The 16,154-nt window shown below is 72.5% G+C and carries 10 protein-coding genes; 3 read left to right on the forward strand and 7 right to left on the reverse strand.

The window, feature by feature from the left end; genetic code table 11:
* The first annotated feature begins 107 nt into the window (after positions 1-107).
* Complete coding sequence (locus ACWY4P_RS07510; RefSeq protein WP_456209355.1) at positions 108-1,124, forward strand: hypothetical protein; 1,017 nt, start codon at positions 108-110, stop codon at positions 1,122-1,124.
* On the opposite strand, the gene ACWY4P_RS07515 is transcribed toward ACWY4P_RS07510, so the two are convergent.
* The gene (locus ACWY4P_RS07515; RefSeq protein ID WP_456209356.1) at positions 1,024-2,736 is read right to left on the reverse strand and encodes a sensor histidine kinase; all 1,713 of its coding nucleotides are present in this window, start codon (positions 2,734-2,736) and stop codon (positions 1,024-1,026) included. The two genes, ACWY4P_RS07510 and ACWY4P_RS07515, sit on opposite strands and share 101 nt — an antisense overlap.
* A gap of 164 nt (positions 2,737-2,900) precedes the next feature.
* Between ACWY4P_RS07515 and ACWY4P_RS07520 the strand changes: the two genes are divergently transcribed.
* Positions 2,901-7,520: a glycoside hydrolase family 2 TIM barrel-domain containing protein gene (locus tag ACWY4P_RS07520; protein WP_456209357.1), complete on the forward strand. Its 4,620-nt coding sequence runs from the start codon at positions 2,901-2,903 to the stop codon at positions 7,518-7,520.
* 46 nt (positions 7,521-7,566) lie between these two features.
* Here the strand turns inward: ACWY4P_RS07520 and cydC are convergent, their stop codons facing one another.
* The 4 genes from cydC to ACWY4P_RS07540 are packed head-to-tail and all read right to left on the reverse strand — an operon-like array spanning position 7,567 to position 13,429.
* On the reverse strand, positions 7,567-9,324 hold the full coding sequence (gene cydC / locus ACWY4P_RS07525) for a thiol reductant ABC exporter subunit CydC (protein WP_456209358.1): 1,758 nt from the start codon (positions 9,322-9,324) through the stop codon (positions 7,567-7,569).
* A complete protein-coding gene (gene cydD / locus ACWY4P_RS07530) occupies positions 9,321-11,009 on the reverse strand; it encodes a thiol reductant ABC exporter subunit CydD (RefSeq protein ID WP_456209360.1) in 1,689 nt (562 codons plus the stop codon). Before cydD ends, cydC begins: the two co-directional genes overlap by 4 nt.
* A gap of 29 nt (positions 11,010-11,038) precedes the next feature.
* Positions 11,039-12,076, reverse strand: a complete 1,038-nt coding sequence (gene cydB, locus ACWY4P_RS07535) for a cytochrome d ubiquinol oxidase subunit II (RefSeq protein WP_456212844.1) — start codon at positions 12,074-12,076, stop codon at positions 11,039-11,041.
* 60 nt (positions 12,077-12,136) lie between these two features.
* A complete protein-coding gene (locus ACWY4P_RS07540; RefSeq protein WP_456209362.1) occupies positions 12,137-13,429 on the reverse strand; it encodes a cytochrome ubiquinol oxidase subunit I in 1,293 nt (430 codons plus the stop codon).
* A gap of 202 nt (positions 13,430-13,631) precedes the next feature.
* On the opposite strand from ACWY4P_RS07540, the gene ACWY4P_RS07545 reads away from it, so the two are divergent.
* Complete coding sequence (locus tag ACWY4P_RS07545; protein WP_456209363.1) at positions 13,632-14,576, forward strand: LysR family transcriptional regulator; 945 nt, start codon at positions 13,632-13,634, stop codon at positions 14,574-14,576.
* Positions 14,577-14,591: 15 nt separating this feature from the next.
* Here ACWY4P_RS07545 and ACWY4P_RS07550 read toward each other — a convergent pair whose 3' ends face one another.
* Together ACWY4P_RS07550 and ACWY4P_RS07555 are read right to left on the reverse strand one after the other, a co-directional pair.
* On the reverse strand, positions 14,592-15,320 hold the full coding sequence (locus tag ACWY4P_RS07550; RefSeq protein WP_456209365.1) for an SDR family oxidoreductase: 729 nt from the start codon (positions 15,318-15,320) through the stop codon (positions 14,592-14,594).
* A 111-nt stretch (positions 15,321-15,431) separates the two neighbouring features.
* Positions 15,432-16,100, reverse strand: coding sequence for a nitroreductase (locus ACWY4P_RS07555; RefSeq protein ID WP_456209366.1), 669 nt, complete (start codon positions 16,098-16,100; stop codon positions 15,432-15,434).
* Positions 16,101-16,154: the final 54 nt, after the last annotated feature.

A 16,154-nucleotide genomic window follows, 5' to 3' on the forward strand; every position in this document is an offset into this window, starting at 1 on the left:
CACCGGGCCCACCCGGTCCCCCTCAGGGACCATTGGCCCCTGCCCGCGCCCGCCCCCTCCCCCGCAGGCTGAATGACCGGTACTGCGCGACCGCCGAGGAGATCACCATGCGCCCCTCAGCACTCGACGCGGCGGCACTGGAGAAGCTGATCTCAGCCGCTGTGGCCGCCCCGTCGATGCACAACACCCAGCCCTGGCACTACCGGCTCGACCCCGACACCCTCACGCTGGAAGTGCGCGCCGACCCCGAGCGCGTCCCGCGCCGGGCCGACCCCGGGGGGCGGGCCCTGAGCATCTCCGCCGGGGCGGCCGTGTTCAACCTGCGCGTCGCCATGGCCCACTTCGGCTGGCGGCCCGTGATCCGGCTGATGCCACGGCCCTCGGAGCCGGACCTGCTGGCCACCCTGCGTCCGGACGCCGCCCCGGACGCCCGGGGCGGGGCCGACGGCCACCCGGGCGATCCGGGCGATCCGGGCCACCTGGGCGCTCTGTACGAGGTGATCTGGCGGCGGCAGAGCAACCGCTTCCCGTTCTCCGGCCGACGGCTGCCGCACCGGGTGCTCACCGAGCTGGCCGAGGCCGCGCACGCGGACGGCGCGGCCCTGTGCTTCCCCCGCGCCGAGGAGATCTCACAGCTGTTGCGCATCACCGCGGAGGCCGAGCGGCGCAACGCCCGCGACCGCGACCGGCCGGGTCCGCAGGGGAACGGGCGGACCGCCGTCCTCGAGCAGCGGCCGACCGTCGCCGTGCTGACCACACGCCACGACCGGTGCGGCGACTGGCTGCGGGCCGGCCAGGCGCTCCAGCACGTCCTGCTGGTGGCCACCGCGCACACGGCGCGGGCCGCGCTGCTGCACCAGGCCCTGGAGTGGCCCGATCTGCGCTGGGCGCTCAGCGACAACCGCCGCGCCCCGGACCATGTGCAGATGCTGATCCGGCTCGGATACGGCCCGGCCGGCCCGGCCGCGGTCGGTGCGGCCACGGCCCTCAGCCCTGCCGCGGTCGCCGATCCTGCTCCGGCCGTCAGTCCTGCCGCAGCGGAACGCTCCACACCAGGCGCGTGCCGCCGCCCGGCGGCACCTCCAGCGCCAGTTCACCGCCGCGCTTCGCGGCCCGCTCGGTGAGGTTCCGCAGCCCGCTGCGCCGCCCGCCCTCCGGAATGCCCACCCCGTCGTCGGTGACCGTGAGGGTCAGCCGACCGGACCCGACGACCAGGGAGATCTCCGCGCCGCCGGCCCGCGCGTGGCGGGCGATGTTGGACAGCGCCTCGGCCAGGACCGCGACCACGTCGTCCGCGACCGCGTACGGCACATCGGTGTCGACCAGCCCCTCCGTACGCAGCGAGGGCGTGAACCCCAGCGCGGGCACGGCCTCCTCGACCGTCCTGGCCGTGCGCACCCGCAGCCCCTGGGCGGCCGGTCCCGCCTCGTGCGACCGCAGACCGAAGATCGTCGACCGAATGATCTTGATGGTGTCGTCCAGGTCGTCCACCACCCGCAACAGGCGCTCGGAGCCCTCCGGGTGGTGGACGAAACGCATGGTGGACTGAAGCGACATCCCCGCGGCGAACAGCCGCTGGATGGCCAGGTCGTGCAGATCGCGGGCGATCCGGTCGCGGTCCTCCAGCAGCGCCAGCTGCTCGGCGTCGCGCCGCCGCTCGGCCAGCCTCATGGCGATCGCCGCCTGACCGGCGAAGCCGAGCAGCATGTCCGTCTCCACCGGGGTGAACGGCGCGCTGCCCACCGCGCGGGCCAGCGACAGCACCCCCTGGACCCCCTCGCTGGTCCGCATCGGGACCGCCACCGCGGGACCGAGGCCCGTCCAGCGCTTGGGACCCAGCGTGATCCGTGGATCGTTCTCGACGTCGACGGTGGTGATGGCCTCGGACGCGAGGAAGGCGGCGCCGGCGAACGAGCCCCGACAGGGCAGCACGAGACCGCGGTGCGCCTCGGCGTCGATGCCGTCCGCGAGCGCCACCTGGAGGTCGGCGGTCCCCTCGACCGGCAGCGCGAGCACGCCCAGGTCCGCCGCGAGGAGGTGCCGGGCGTGCCCGACGATCAGCCCGAGCACCCGGGTCTCGTCCACCCCGGACAGCAGGCCCCTGGTGACCTCCGCGTTCGCCTCCAGCCAGCGCTGGCGGTGCCGGGCCTCCTCGTACAGCCGGGCGTTCTCGATGGCCACGCCGGCCGCCACGGCGAGGGTGGACAGCACCGTCTCGTCCTCGCCGTCGAACTCCTTACCGCTCCGCTTCTCCGTCAGGTAGAGATTGCCGAAGACCTCGTCCCGCACCCGGATGGGCACCCCCAGGAACGAGTGCATGGGCGGATGCCCCGCCGGAAAGCCGTAGGAGGCCGAGTGCTCGGACAGCTCGGCCAGCCGCAGCGGCTCGGGGTGGCGGATGAGCTCGCCCAGGATGCCGTGGCCGGACGGCAGCGCCCCGATCGCCGCGGTCTGCTCCTCGTCGACGCCCACGGTCAGAAACTCCGCGAGCCGCCGGTCCTCGCCGATCACACCCAGGGCGCCGTACTCGGCGTCCACCAGGACCACGGCCGCCTCGACGATCCGCCGCAGCACCTGCGGCAGATCCAGCTCCCGGCCGACCGAGAGCACGGCCTCCAGCAGGCTGTGCACCCTGTCCTGCGTCCCCCGCACCGCGTCGATGCGCATCTGCAGCTCGTCCAGCAGCTCGTCGAGCCGCAGCCGAGGCAGATCCCTGGAGCCCCTCACGCTACCCATGCCCACCGGCGCCTCCCACTCCTTACGGTAGCCGCGCACCGCGGTCGGTGAATGCTGTCCGGAGTCTTGGCGCGAAAGAGTGCGTTGGCTAATGTTCGGCCTTGTTGATTTCGGATTGTTTCGGCAACCCCTGTGTATCGACACGAAAGAAGGGTGGGCCGCCGATGCCCCGGCTCCTTCGCTCCTTCCGCCTCCTCCCCCGGCTGATCCCCCGACTGGTCCCCCTGGCCCTGGCCGGAACGCTGCTGACCCCCGTCCCCGCCGCGACGGCGAGCCCCTCGGCCCCGCCCGCGGACGTGTACGAACTCCTCGAGGACCCCGAGGTCACCGCGATCGGGCAAGAGCCGGCCCACGCGCCGCTGACGCCGTACGACAACGCCGCCGACGCGCTCGAGGGCGGCCAGGACACCCCCTGGACCAAGTCGCTCGACGGCTCCTGGAAGATCCATATGTCCGACCGCCCCGAGGAGGTCCCCAAGGACTTCTTCGCCGAGGGCTATGACACCTCGCGGGCGGGCTGGCGCAGCGTGAGCGTGCCGCACACCTGGCAGACGGACGGCCTGGACCACCCGGTGTTCCGCAACATCCCCACCGAGATGTATCCGGACGACCCGCCGAAGGTTCCGCACGACGTCAACCCGACCGGTGCCTACGTCAAGACCTTCCAGCTGCCCGGCAGTTGGGAGAGGCGGCGGACCTTCCTGCGCTTCGAGGGCGTCACCAGCGGCTATCTGGTCTGGGTCAACGGCTCGTACGCCGGGTACGACCAGGGCGGCTACACGCCCGCGGAGTTCGACATCAGCGAGCGGCTCCACCCGGGCCGGAACACGGTCGCGGTGCAGGTGCACCGCTGGGGTTCCGGGGCCCATCTGGAGGACTACGACCAGTGGCGCTTCTCGGGCATCTTCCGCTCGGTCGGCCTGTACTCCACCCCGGCGACCCGGCTGCGCGACGTCACCGTCAAGACCGATCTGGACGCCGCCTACCGAGACGCCCGGCTGACCGCCCGGGTGGATGTCGCCGCCGCGGGCCCGGCCGGGCAGAGCGCAGCCGGCGCGGCTGAGCGCAAGGTCACCGGAACGCTGTACGACCGGCGCGGACGCAAGGTGACAACGATGTCGGGTACGGTCGATCCCGGCGACGGCACCGGCTCCGCCACCCTGAGCGCCCAGATCGCCGACCCCGACAAGTGGACCGACGAGACTCCGAACCTCCACACCCTCGTCGTCCAGCTCCACGGCCCCGACGGCCGGGTGACCCAGACCACCGCCCAGCCGGTCGGCTTCCGCGAGATCGAGATCAAGGACAAGCGGCTCCTCGTCAACGGCAAGCGCATCCTCGTCAAGGGCGTCAACCGCGCCGAGACCGATCCGAACACCGGCCGTCACGCCACCAGGGAGCGCACCGCCTCCGACGTCTCCCTGATGAAGCAGCTCAACATCAACTCGGTCCGCACCTCGCACTACCCGTCCGATCCGTATCTGTACGAGCTGGCCGACGCGCGCGGGCTGTGGATCGACGACGAGGTCGACATCGAGACCCACCACCACGACGGCTGCCCGGACGACTGCCTGGCCGAGCGGCCCGAGTGGCAGAAGGCGTTCCTGGACCGGCTCACCGCGATGTACGAGCGGGACAAGAACCATCCCAGCGTCCTGATGTGGGACACCTGCAACGAGGCGGGCCTGGGCAAGGCCCACTACGCGATGGCCGAGTTCCTGGACCGTGAGGACCCGGCCCGCCCGGTCTACCACCAGCCCAACAGCCCCGACGGCGACGCCCCGTTCGCCGATGTCTGGGGGCCGCGCTACCCCTCCCCCGCGGGCCTGGAGGAGAAGGCGAAGGCCACCACCAAGCCGATCATCATGGGCGAGTACGCCCACGCCATGGGCAACTCACTCGGCAACTTCCGGGAGTTCTGGGACGTCGTCCGCAAATACCCCCAGGTCCAGGGCGGCTACATCTGGGACTGGGCGGAGCAGAACATCACCCAGCCGCTGCTCACCACCCCCGACTCCTCCGGCAACGACATCCTGTCCTACGTCTCCGGGAAGCCCGCTCTGGTGGCGGGACACCGGGGCAAGGCGCTGGAGCTGTCCGGCCTCGACGACTTCGTGGAGGTCTACCGCGACCCGAAGCTCGACGCGGTGACGGACGCGCTCACTCTGGACGCCTGGGTGAAACCCGCCGACTGGACAGGCAGTTTCACCGTCATCGCGAAGGGCGACCGCAGCTACGCCCTCAAGATGCGCGACAAGGACACCCTGGAGTTCTTCGTCTACGGCGACGGGGAGTGGCACACCGTCGCGGCCGACGTCCCCGGCGACTGGTACGGCTCCTGGCACCGCGTGTCCGGCACCTTCGACGGCTCGGCGCTGAAGCTCTACATCGACGGCGGGCAAGCCGCCTCCGCCGACTGGCGCGGAACGGTCGGCTACTCCGCCCAGCCGGTGAACATCGGCCGCAACCCGGAGACCGACCAGGAGAACATCCGCAGCCGCATGGCACACGGCACGGTCGACCAGGTCCGCGTCTATCACAAGGCGCTCGGGCCCGATCAGCTCGCCGCCGACCCCGGCTCGGACGCGGTGCTCGCGCTCGACTTCGACCGGCTCGACCGGAAGGGGGACTTCCTGTCCTATGGCGCGGGGACCGGCGGGGTCGACGGGGTGGTCTCCGCCGACCGCACCGTACAGCCCGAGGCCCGCGCCATGGCGGCGGTGCACGCCCCGGTCCGGATCTCCGGCGCCGAGGCCGCGTCGGGGCGGATCGATGTGCTCAACGAGCGCTCCTTCACCGGCACCGGCGACCTCAGGCTGCGGTGGCGGATCACCGAGGGCGCCAGGACCCGGGCCCAAGGGACCCGCTCCCTCGCCCTCGACCCCGGCGAGCGACAGCGCATCCGGCTGCCGAAGCCGCCCGCCAACCCCAAGGACGCCGACCGGCAGCTCACCGTGGAGGCGGTGCTGGCCAAGGACACCGCCTGGGCGAAGGCCGGGCACCGCGTCGCGGTCGAGCAGTTCGACATCGGCGGCGCGCAGCTCGCGGGCACCACGCCGGCCAAGGCGCCCGGCAAACTGACCACCGCCACGGCCGGCGGCCGGATCACCGTCATGGGGAAGGGCTTCTCGTACGGTTTCGACCGCACGAGCGGTGAGCTGATCTCGATGCGGGCCGACGGACGGGAGCTGCTCGGCTCCGGCCCCGAACTCGACGCCTGGCGCGCCCCGGTCAGCAATGAGATCGGTTCCGAGGAAGGGCCGTGGCGCGAGGCGGGCCTGGACCGGCTGCGGACCGAGCCGGGCAAGGTCACGGTCGCCCGGCGGGGCGGCGAGGTCACCGTGACCGTGCCCGCCACGGCCGCCGCGCCCGGCGTCAAGGACTCCTCCTTCGCGCAGACCCTCCGGTACACGGTGAGCGGCACCGGGGAGCTGCGGCTGGACCACCGCGTCGAGGCTCGGGGCAAGGCGCGCACGGTGCCCTACCTGCCCCGGATCGGACTCTCGCTGCGGCTGCCGGAGCGGTACGACACGTTCACCTGGTACGGGCGCGGTCCGCAGGAGAACTACAACGACCGCGAGGACGGCGCCCCCGTGGGGGTGTACTCCACGGATGTGGACGAGCAGTTCGCGGGATACACCAGGCCCCAGGACTACGGAAATCATGAGGACGTCCGCTGGGCGTCGCTGTCCGACGGCGAAAACGGCCTGCTGGTCTCGGCCTCCGGGTCGGGATCCGGATCCGGATCCGGGGGCTTCTCGGCCGGGGTCACCCCGTACACCGGCATCGACCGCGCCGCGTATCCGTTCGCCCTCCAGAAGAACCCCGGTGGCAACACCCTGCACCTGGACCACGCGGTGAGCGGCGTGAGCGAGACCTTCCACACCGTGCTGCCCCAGTACCAGGTGCGGCCCGCCCGGGAGTACGCCTACACGCTGCGCATACGCCCGCTGACCGGCGTCGAGGCCCGCACCGGCACCCCGCGCGGCCCGGTCGTCTGCGCCCCCGAGGCCAGGCTCACCGCCGCCGACACCACCGTGCCGGCCGGCGACTCCACCTCGGCCGAGCTGACCGTCACCAACCCCTGCGACACCCCGCTGCGCGACGTCACCGCGGCCCTCGACCTCGCCGACGGCTGGACCGCCGAGCCCGGCACCGTCGACCTCGGCGACCTCGCGGCGGGCGGGACCGCGACCGTACGGACCAAGGTCACCCGCGGCGAGGGCGCCCCGGACGGGCTGCGGCCCGCCGTCGCCGACGTCCGCGCGACCTCGGCCGGCGGGGCGCGGGTGAGCAGCTCGGCGGCGGTCGACCTCGACGGCACGCCTCCCCCGCCGCGTGGCGAGGTGTCCGTGTCCACGCGCGACTTCATCACCGCCGACAACGGCTGGGGCCCGGTCGAACGGGACCGCAGCAACGGCGAGTCGGCCCCCGGCGACGGCAAGACGCTCACCATCGGCGGCAAGACCTACGAACACGGCCTCGGCGTGCACGCCGACTCCACGGTGGAGGTCTTCCTGGGCGGCAACTGCTCGACCTTCACCGCCGAGGTGGGCGTGGACGACGAGGTGGCCGGTGACGGCAGCGTCGCCTTCGAGGTCTACGCCGATGGTGAGCGGGTCCACCGCGGCGACGTCGTCGACGGCGCGGACTCCGCCGTCCCGATCGAGGCCACGGTCGAGGGCGCGCAGGTGCTGCGTCTGCGGGTCACCGACGGGGGCGACGGGAACGCCCACGACCACGCGGATTGGGGGGCGGCGACGGTGCACTGCGGCTCGGCCTGACGCGACGGCCGGTTCCGCTCCCCACCCCTTCCGGCGCCGGGCACCTTCAGAGCGCCATGGCGGCAAGGCCGTCCTGAGTGACGGGGCGGATCCGGCCGCGGTCGAGGGTCACGATCTGGTCGGCGGCGGCGAGGCCCGACCGCTCGTGGGTGACCAGGAGCGTGGTGCGGCCGCGGGTGGCCTCGAGGATGTCGGCGAGCACGGCGGCGGCGGTGTCCGGGTCGAGTCCTTCGGTGGGTTCGTCGAGGACGAGGACGGGCGGGTCGGCGAGCAGCGCGCGGGCCAGGAGCAGGCGTCTGCGCTGGCCACCCGACATCGTGGCGCCGTCCCCGCCGAGGAGGGTGTCCCAGCGGTCGGGCAGCGACTCGATCCAGCCCAGGAGCCGGGCCCTGCGGGCCGCTTCGCGCAGGTCGGCGTCCGTGGCGTCGGGGTGGGCCAGGAGCAGGTTGGCGCGGATCGTGGCGTGGAAGACGTGCGCGTCCTGGGTCATGCCGGTGATCACGCGGCGGGCGTCCGCGGCTGCGCAGTCTCGAAGTTCGCGCTGTTCGCGCGGGTCGCCCCCGCCGACGCGGATGCTTCCGGCTTCGTACGGGACGAACCGCATGAGGGCCGCGATCAGCGTCGACTTGCCGGACCCGCTGGCGCCGAGGAGCACGACCCGGCGGCCGGGCGGCAGCCGCAGGCTCACCCCGTCCAGGGCCGGGGGGCCGCCGGGGTGGTGGCGCACCCGCAGGTCGGTGATGTCCACGCCGAGCGGCTCGTCGGTGGGGAGCGGGGCCGGGGCGGGCGGGTCGGTGACGGGGGGCGGCGCGTCGAAGAGGTCGGCCAACCGGCGTGCGGAGGCCCGCACCTCGGCGAGGCGGCGGGCGGCGGCGGGCAGTGGCGCGAGGGCCTCGAAGGAGACCAGCGCGAGGACCGCGAGGACGGTGAGGTGTACGGCGGGCAGCGCACCGGCCGCGTGCGCGCGCAGCGCGAGCCAGCTGACGCCGACCGTCGCCCCGCCCTGGAGCAGCAGTACCACGGCCGAGGCGAGCGAAGTGGTCAGGGCGCCGCGGCGCTCCAGCGCGGCGATCCGGGCGGAGGCGCGGCGGGCCCGCTCGTGGGCGCGGCCCCGGGCGCCGTACGCGGCGAGGTCGGCCGCTCCCTGGGTCACGTCCACGGTGAGTGCGGCGAGTTCGGCGCGCGCCGCCTTCTCCGCGCGGCCCGCGCGGCGGGACAGCGCGAGCACCAGGGCGGGCACGAGGAGCCCCGCCACGGCCAGGAGCAGCCCGAGCAGGACGCCTGCCCGCGGCAGCAGCACCGTGGCCGTTCCGGTGGCGGTCGCGGTGACCGCGCAGGCGGCCGCGGCCGGGATCAGGACCCTCAGCAGCAGGTCCTGGGCGGCGTCGACGTCGTCGACGAGGCGGGTCAGCAGGTCTCCGCTGCGAAAGGCGGGGGTGCCCGCCGGGGCGAGCGGCACCAGCGCCTCGTACACCCGGGTGCGGAAGCCCGCCACAGCTCGCAGCACGCCGTCGTGGCCCAGCAGCCGGTCGGCGTAGCGCAGCGCTCCGCGCCCCAGGGCCAGGGCGCGTACGGCGACGATCGCGACGCTCACCGAGGCGAGCGGCGGCTGCTGCGCGGCGCGGGTGATCAGCCAGGCGGCGGTGGCCATCAGCGCGGCGGCGGCGAGGTCACTGCCGGCCGAGGCGAGCGCGGCGGGCAGCAGCCTGCGCCAGTACGGGAGGAGGTGGCGCAGGAGGCGGACGGTGGGGCGGGGCCCGCGCGCCCGGACGGGGGCGTCGGCGGCCTTGGCGTGGGGGGTCATGAGGCCACCAGCCCTTCCGCGGGCGCCGGTCGGGGGAGGGCGAGGCTGCCTGCTCGTAGCGTGATGATCCGGTCGGCGTGGGGCAGCAGGCTCGTGCGGTGCGCGACCACGACCGAGGTTCGGCCGCGCATGAGGTCGACCGTGGCGCGCGTGACGGCGGCCTCGCTCTCGGGGTCGAGGTGGGCGGTCGGTTCGTCGAGGAGCAGCACGGGGGCGTCCTTGAGGAACGCGCGGGCCAGGGCGATCCGTTGGCGCTGCCCGGCGGAGAGCCCGGCGCCGTGCTCGCCGAGCACGGTGTCGTACGCCTGTGGCAGCTCCTCGATGAAGAGGTCGGCCGAGGCGGCGCGGGCCGCCTCCCGCACCTCGGCGTCGCTCGCGTCCGGGCGCCCGAGGCGGATGTTGTCCGCGATGGACTCCGCGAACAGGTGCGGGCGCTGCGGCACCCACGCCACCCGGGCGCGCCACTCGTCGAGGTCGAGGCGGGTGAGGTCGGTGCCGCCGACCGCGACCCGGCCCGCCCCGGGGGTCACGAGGCCGAGGAGCAGCGACAGCAGCGTGGACTTGCCCGCGCCGCTCGGGCCGACCAGGGCCACGTGCTCGCCGGGGCGGACAGAGAGCGAGACATGTCGGAGGGCGGGCTCGGCGCGGCCCGGGTACTGGACCGTGACCTCGTCGAGGCGCAGGTGCGCCGTGCGGGCGTCGGGGGCCGGGGCGCGGTCGGTGCGCGCCTCGGGCGCGTCCTCGCCGTCGAGGACGGCGAAGACCCGCTCGGCCACCGCGATGCCCTCGGCGCTGTCGTGGAAGGCCGCGCCCGCGGCGCGCAGCGGCAGATACGCCTCGGGGGCGAGGAACAGGACGGTCAGGGCCGTGCGCAGGTCCATCTCGCCGCCGAGCAGCCGCAGCCCGACCGGGACGGCCACCAGCGCCACGGAGAGGGTGGCGACCGTCTCCAGGACGAAGGAGGAGAGGAACGCCACGCGCAGCGTCCGCATGGTGGCCCGCCGGTGGGCGTCCGCCATCTCGCCCACCACCCGGGTCTGGTGCCGCTCGCGGCCGAACGCGCGCAGCGTCGGCAGCCCGGCCACCACGTCGAGGAAGTGGCCGCCCAGCCGCGCCAGCAACCGCCATTGGCTCGCGGTGCGCTGGGCGGTGTGCCTGCCGATCAACGCGCCGAACACGGGGATCAGCGGCAGCGTCACGACGATGATCAGCGCCGAGGTCCAGTCGGTCCACGACAGCCAGGCGACGACCGTGAGGGGCACCACCGCGGTGGCCGCCATCGTGGGCAGGTAGCCGACGACGTACGGGTCCAGGGCGTCGAGGCCGCGGGTGAGCAGCGTGGCCGTCTCGCCGTGGCGGCGGGCCGCCAGTCGCAGGGGGCTGGTGTGCCGCAGCCGACCGGTGATCCGGTCCCGCAGCGTGCGCTTGGCGTCGGCCGCGGCACGCTGAGCGAGCACCCCGCGGGCCCAGGTCAGCAGCGCGCGCAGCGCCATGACGGCGCCCAACGCGGCCAGCGGCGTGATCCGGAACCTGCGCCCGGCAAAGCCGTCCGCGAGGACCGTCGCCAGCAGGCCCGCCTGGGCGACGACGAGCCCGGCGCCCAGCAGCGCCAGCGCCGTGACGTACGTCATGTGGCGCCGCAGCACCGGGAGTTCCCGCATCAGGCGGCGTTCGACCGGCTTCATCCTGGTACCCCTCTTGTCGCTTCCGCGACTCAGAAGTAGCTGGGGTGACGGCGGCCCGTCCGTCCCCGGAAGGCCCACCAGCTCCACGTCTGATACGCGAGGATCACCGGGATCAGCACCACCCCGAACGCGGTCAGGATCTTCAACGTGGCGCCGTCCGTGACCGCCTTGTGAACCGTCAGCCCGGCGCCGGCCGAGCTGACCAGGACGTACGGGTAGTGGCCGGCCCCCACGAGCAGCACGGGCAGCGCGGTCGCGCAGCAGGTGGCCACGAACGCCCGGCCGTGGTGCCCGCGGGAGAGGTACCACCAGGCGCCGGCGAGCGCCGCCGCGAACAGGACGGCGAGAACCGCCGAGGTCACGCGGTTCGTCATCGTGGCACCCGCCCCGAAGAGCGTCAGCAGCAGCGCGAGGGAACCCACGGCGCCGGCGTCACGCAGCAGGGTGGCGCCCCGTCGCCGTGCCCTGGAGGCGAGTTCGGGGCCCGAGCGCAGCGCGAGGAAGGCCGCCCCGTGCGCCGCGAAGAGCAGCGCGGTGGTCACCCCACAGGTCAGCACGAATGGCGTGAGCACGTCGCCGGGCCCGATGTGGAAGGTCCCGTCGGCCCGGCGGGGCACGCCATGGAGCAGCAGGCCCAGGACGAGTCCCCAGCACAAAGCGGGCAGTGCGCCGCCGAACACGATCAGGGCGTCCCAGCACCGGCGGCCGCGGGCGCTGTGGGCGCGGCCGCGCAGTTGGATCGCGGCGTTGCCGAGGACCAGGCCGACGAGGATCGCCACGATCAGCGGGTACAGGCCGGGCAGGAGGCTGCCCTCCAGGTGCGGGAAGGCCCCGAACAGGACGCCGGTGAAGGCGACCAGCCAGACCTCGTTGCCCAGGAAGAACGGCGCGATGGCATCGAGGGCGCCGTTCCGGCCGCTCCGCTCGGCTTCTTGACCGTCCTGACCGCCTCGGCTGCCGCCGAGGAAGGGGTGCAGCATCTGCACGCCGTAGTCGTAGCCGCCGAGCACGAAGTACCCGGCGAGAAGCAGGCCGAGGAGGGCCAGCCAGAGGGTCTCCAGACTCATCTCGCTCAACTTTCCATTGCAGAAGTGGAGTTCATCTCGGTACGCGCCGGTCGGACCGGCTCAGAAGGCCGGGACCGTCTGCTTCTCGTCGGCGCGGCCGCCGGGCACGTCGTCGGCGAGCGGCTCGGTGGCGCCGAGCTGGGTGGCATCCGGGCCGCGGCGGGCGAAGCGGGCGATCAGGGTCCAGTTCGTCACCGCCAGCGCGACGAAGATGGCGATGAACGCGGCGCAGGACACGGCCAGCGAGGCCCTGCTGACGTGAGAGAGCGCGTCCTCGACCGTCAACTGGCCGTAGACGAGCCAGGGTTGACGCCCGACCTCGCGGACGACCCAGCCGCCCACGGAGGCGATGAAGGGGACCGGAATCATGGCCGTCATCAGGTACGCGAGGGGACACCAACGCACCAGCCGGTCCTTCCACAGCAGGAAGACGGCGATGAACGTGATGGTGGACACGGCGTTGCCGGTGATCGTCATCACGTCCATCGAGATCCGCAGCAAGTCCTGCCAGGGCACGTAGTCGCCGGGCCCGTGCTCCTTGACGAGCTGCGCCTGCAGCTCGGCGACGCCGCTGTTGTCCATGACGGCCACCTTCATCGGCTGGGTCCGCTCGAGGACGGGGATCTGCAGGTCGCCGACGATGATGACGAAGAAGGAGGCGAGCGTGCCCACCCAGAGCCCCAGGCGCAGGGAGCCGCGGAACAGGTCGGTCTCCTTGGTGCCCCGGGCGAAGTGGAAGGCGCTGATCCCGGCGACGAAGACGCCGCCCGTCGTCAGCGCGGCGAGCGTGAGGTGGGCGAGCGCGATCAGGGCGCTGGGGTTGGTGAGCAGCGCCCCGAAGTCCGTCAGGTAGGCGACGCCGCCGCGCACTTCGTAGCCGACGGGGTGCTGCATGAAGCCGTTGGCGATGAGGATCCAGTAGCCGGAGGCGTACGCGGTCAGGGCGACCAGCCAGATGAGCGCGACGTGCACGCCCCTGCGCAGGCGGCCCCAGCCGAAGATCCACATGCCGAGGAAGGTGGACTCGGCGAAGAAGGCGATGAGGGTTTCGAGTGCCAGCGGGGCGCCGAAGACGTTGCCCGCGAACTTGCTCAGGCCGCTCCAGCTGAGCCCGAACTGGAACTCCATGACGAGGCCGGTGACGATGCCGACCGCGTAGTTGATGACGTAGAGCTGGCCCCAGAAGCGGGTCATACGCTCCCGGACGGCTCTCTTGGCGGGATCACGGGTGAACGCGGCCCGGGTGTGCATGATCGCCACGATGGGGACGAGCCCCATGGTGAGGATCACGAACAGCCAGTGGACGCCGGTCGTGGCCGCGAACTGGAGTCGGGCCAGATCCGCAGCGCTCATGATGCGACCTTCCTGGGGAACGGGTGGCCGGTTGGACGGCGGACGGGTGCGGGGCCCTCGCTTCGCGTGTGCGGGTGCCGGGCTCCGTTGCCCGCCACCTGTGCGGTGACCCCGCTGGAAACGGTAGGGAGAATTACTTATGCATTCCAAGACCGGTTTTGCTATGTAAATATGACCCGGAAGGCATAAGCGAAGGGGACCCGTGGATCTGCTGCAGTTGCGCTACTTCCAGGCCGTCGCCCGTTACGAGCACATCAGCCGCGCCGCGGAGGAGCTGCGCATCGCCCAGCCCTCGCTCAGCCGCGCCATCGCGCGCCTGGAGGCCGAGCTGGGCTCCCCGCTCTTCGACCGGCAGGGCCGCCGTATCAGGCTCAACCAGTACGGTGCGATGTTCCTGCGCCACGTCGACCGCGCCCTGCGCGAGCTCGACGACGGCCGCAGGGCCCTGCGCGACGCCCGTGACACGGGGCTCGGCCGCGTCAGCGTCGCCTCGGAGACCCTCCTGACGATCACCCATGCCCTCGGCAGCTTCCGGGCCGCTCATCCCCGTGCCGACGTTCGGCTCTTCCAGTCGAACGCGGAGGAGATGGACCGCCAACTGCGCGCCGGAGAGGTCGACTTCTGTGTGGCCTCGCAGCCGCTGACCGGCACGAACCTCGAATCGATCGAGCTCGCCCGCGAGGAGGTACTGCTCGCGGTTCCGCGCGGACACTGGCTCGACGGGCGGGAGAGCGTGACGATCCCCGAGATCGCCGACGAGCCCTTCGTCACCACGCGCCCGGGCCATTGGCAGCGCGCGCTCCTCGACCGGCTGTGCGCGTCCGAGGGGCTCACGCCGCTGCTGTCCTGCGAGGGCGACGAACCGGGTGCCAGCCAGGACATGATCAGCGCAGGCCTCGGCATCGGCCTCATCCCGGCGATGTCCCGCCAGACCGGTTCGGACTCGTACGTCCCGGTCGCGTGGGTGCACATGAACGCGCCCGACTGCCACCGGGTGATCACCCTCGTGTGGAGCCGCGACACCTACCTGTCCGAAGCCGCCCTGAAATTCCGGGAGTTCATCACCAGCAGGCCCTTCATGACACACCGCCTGCCCGACCGGCGCCGCGAGCACGGCCACGATCCGTCCCGCGATCTGCCGGCCTGAGAGGGCGTGAGCGAGTCAGGAGAGCCAGTCGGTGTAGCGGGTGGGGGCGAGCCGAGCGCCCTTGTCGGTGAGGACGTCACCCTTGACGACGGCGAACATGCCGGCGGTGGGGTCCGTAACGACGGTGCGGTTGTCGCCCTTGTGGGACAGGGTGATCCGGCCGAGCTCGTCCAGGGAGAAGATCTCGGGGCCGCCGATGTTGCGAATGCCCCTCAGCGGGGCGCCCGCGGCGACCTCCGCCACCGCGGCGGCCACGTCCTTGGCGGCGATCGGCTGGATCGGCGTGGCGGGCAACCGGACGGTGTTGTCGTCGGCGGTCCAGGACAGGACGGCGTCCATGAACTCCATGAACTGCGTTGCCCGGACGATCGAGTAGGGGATCGGTCCGGCCGCGAGGATCTCCTCCTGGAGCGCCTTGGCCCGGTAGTAGTCGAGCTCCGGCACCTGGTCCGTGCCGACGATCGAAAGGATGACGAAGTGGCCGACGCCGCCCCTCTGGGCCGCGGCCAGCAGGTTGTCCATCGAGGTCTGGAAGAAGGCCGGGGAGGCCTCGTCGAAGGTCGGGGAGTTCGTCAGGTTGACGACGACGTCGGCTCCCGCCACCGCCTCGTCCAGTCCCTGACCGCTGATGACGTCGACGCCGGTGGACTGCGAGTGCGGTACCGCCTCGTGCCCGGCAGCATTCAGATTCTTGACGACCTGCGACCCGATCAGCCCGGTACCGCCAATGACTGCGAACTTCATGGCATGCCTTTCGTCGGGAATTTACCCAGAATATGACATATGCCCCTAGGGGGCGTGGCGAGCCGCGGGCGCCCTACCGGGCCGGACCCGCGCACTCGGCGTCGACCGGTGTCAGCAACCGTCGACGAACGTGACCGTCTCGTCGAGCGGCGCCCGGCCCGTACGGCTGTAACCCACCGTGACGTCCTCGAACCCGATCGACATGCCACAGAAGAGGATCAGCTCATCCGGGGGTGACAGGACCTCCGCGACGCTCTTGCGAAACTTCGCCCACGCCATCTGCGTGCAACTGTGCAGCCCTTCGGCGCGGAGCAGCAGCATGACGGTCTGGAGATACATGCCGATGTCGGACCATTGGGCCGGGCCCAGGTCACGGTCGATGTAGCAGAACAGGGCGGCGGGCGCACCGAAGCAGTCCCAGTTCGCGGAAGAGGCCCTCTGGCGCGCCTCTATGTCCTCGCGCGGAATACCGAGTGCGCCGTAGCGCTGCTCGCCGAAGGCGGATCGGCGTTCGCAGTACGGGGACTTCAGGCCGGGCGGGTACTGCTCGTACTCCGGCTCATCCCAGGGGTCGCCCGCGGCCAGGCGCTCGGCAGCGCGCTTTTTGAGCCCGGCCAGCGGCCCGCCGGTCAGCACGTAGGCGTGCCACGGCTGGAGGTTCGATGCGGACGGCGCCCAAGCCGCGGCGGACAGCACGCGCTCCAGCACCTCCCTCGGGACATCCCGGTCGATGAATCCGCGCACGGCCCGTCGGCTCGTGACCGCCTCATAGACGTCCAAGATCGCCTTCCTCCCAGCTGCTCAACGCGTCTACCTCCGTTACACTCACAACGG

Source organism: Streptomyces sp. LZ34, assembly GCF_053890475.1.

Coding starts and splice junctions, on each gene's coding strand:
- ACWY4P_RS07540 (WP_456209362.1), bottom strand. CDS start 13,429: ATGAGCGCTGCGGATCTGGCCCGACTCCAGTTCGCGGCCACGACCGGC.
- ACWY4P_RS07520 (WP_456209357.1), top strand. CDS start 2,901: ATGCCCCGGCTCCTTCGCTCCTTCCGCCTCCTCCCCCGGCTGATCCCC.
- ACWY4P_RS07510 (WP_456209355.1), top strand. CDS start 108: ATGCGCCCCTCAGCACTCGACGCGGCGGCACTGGAGAAGCTGATCTCA.
- ACWY4P_RS07550 (WP_456209365.1), bottom strand. CDS start 15,320: ATGAAGTTCGCAGTCATTGGCGGTACCGGGCTGATCGGGTCGCAGGTC.
- cydC (WP_456209358.1), bottom strand. CDS start 9,324: ATGACCCCCCACGCCAAGGCCGCCGACGCCCCCGTCCGGGCGCGCGGG.
- cydB (WP_456212844.1), bottom strand. CDS start 12,076: ATGAGTCTGGAGACCCTCTGGCTGGCCCTCCTCGGCCTGCTTCTCGCC.
- ACWY4P_RS07515 (WP_456209356.1), bottom strand. CDS start 2,736: ATGGGTAGCGTGAGGGGCTCCAGGGATCTGCCTCGGCTGCGGCTCGAC.
- cydD (WP_456209360.1), bottom strand. CDS start 11,009: ATGAAGCCGGTCGAACGCCGCCTGATGCGGGAACTCCCGGTGCTGCGG.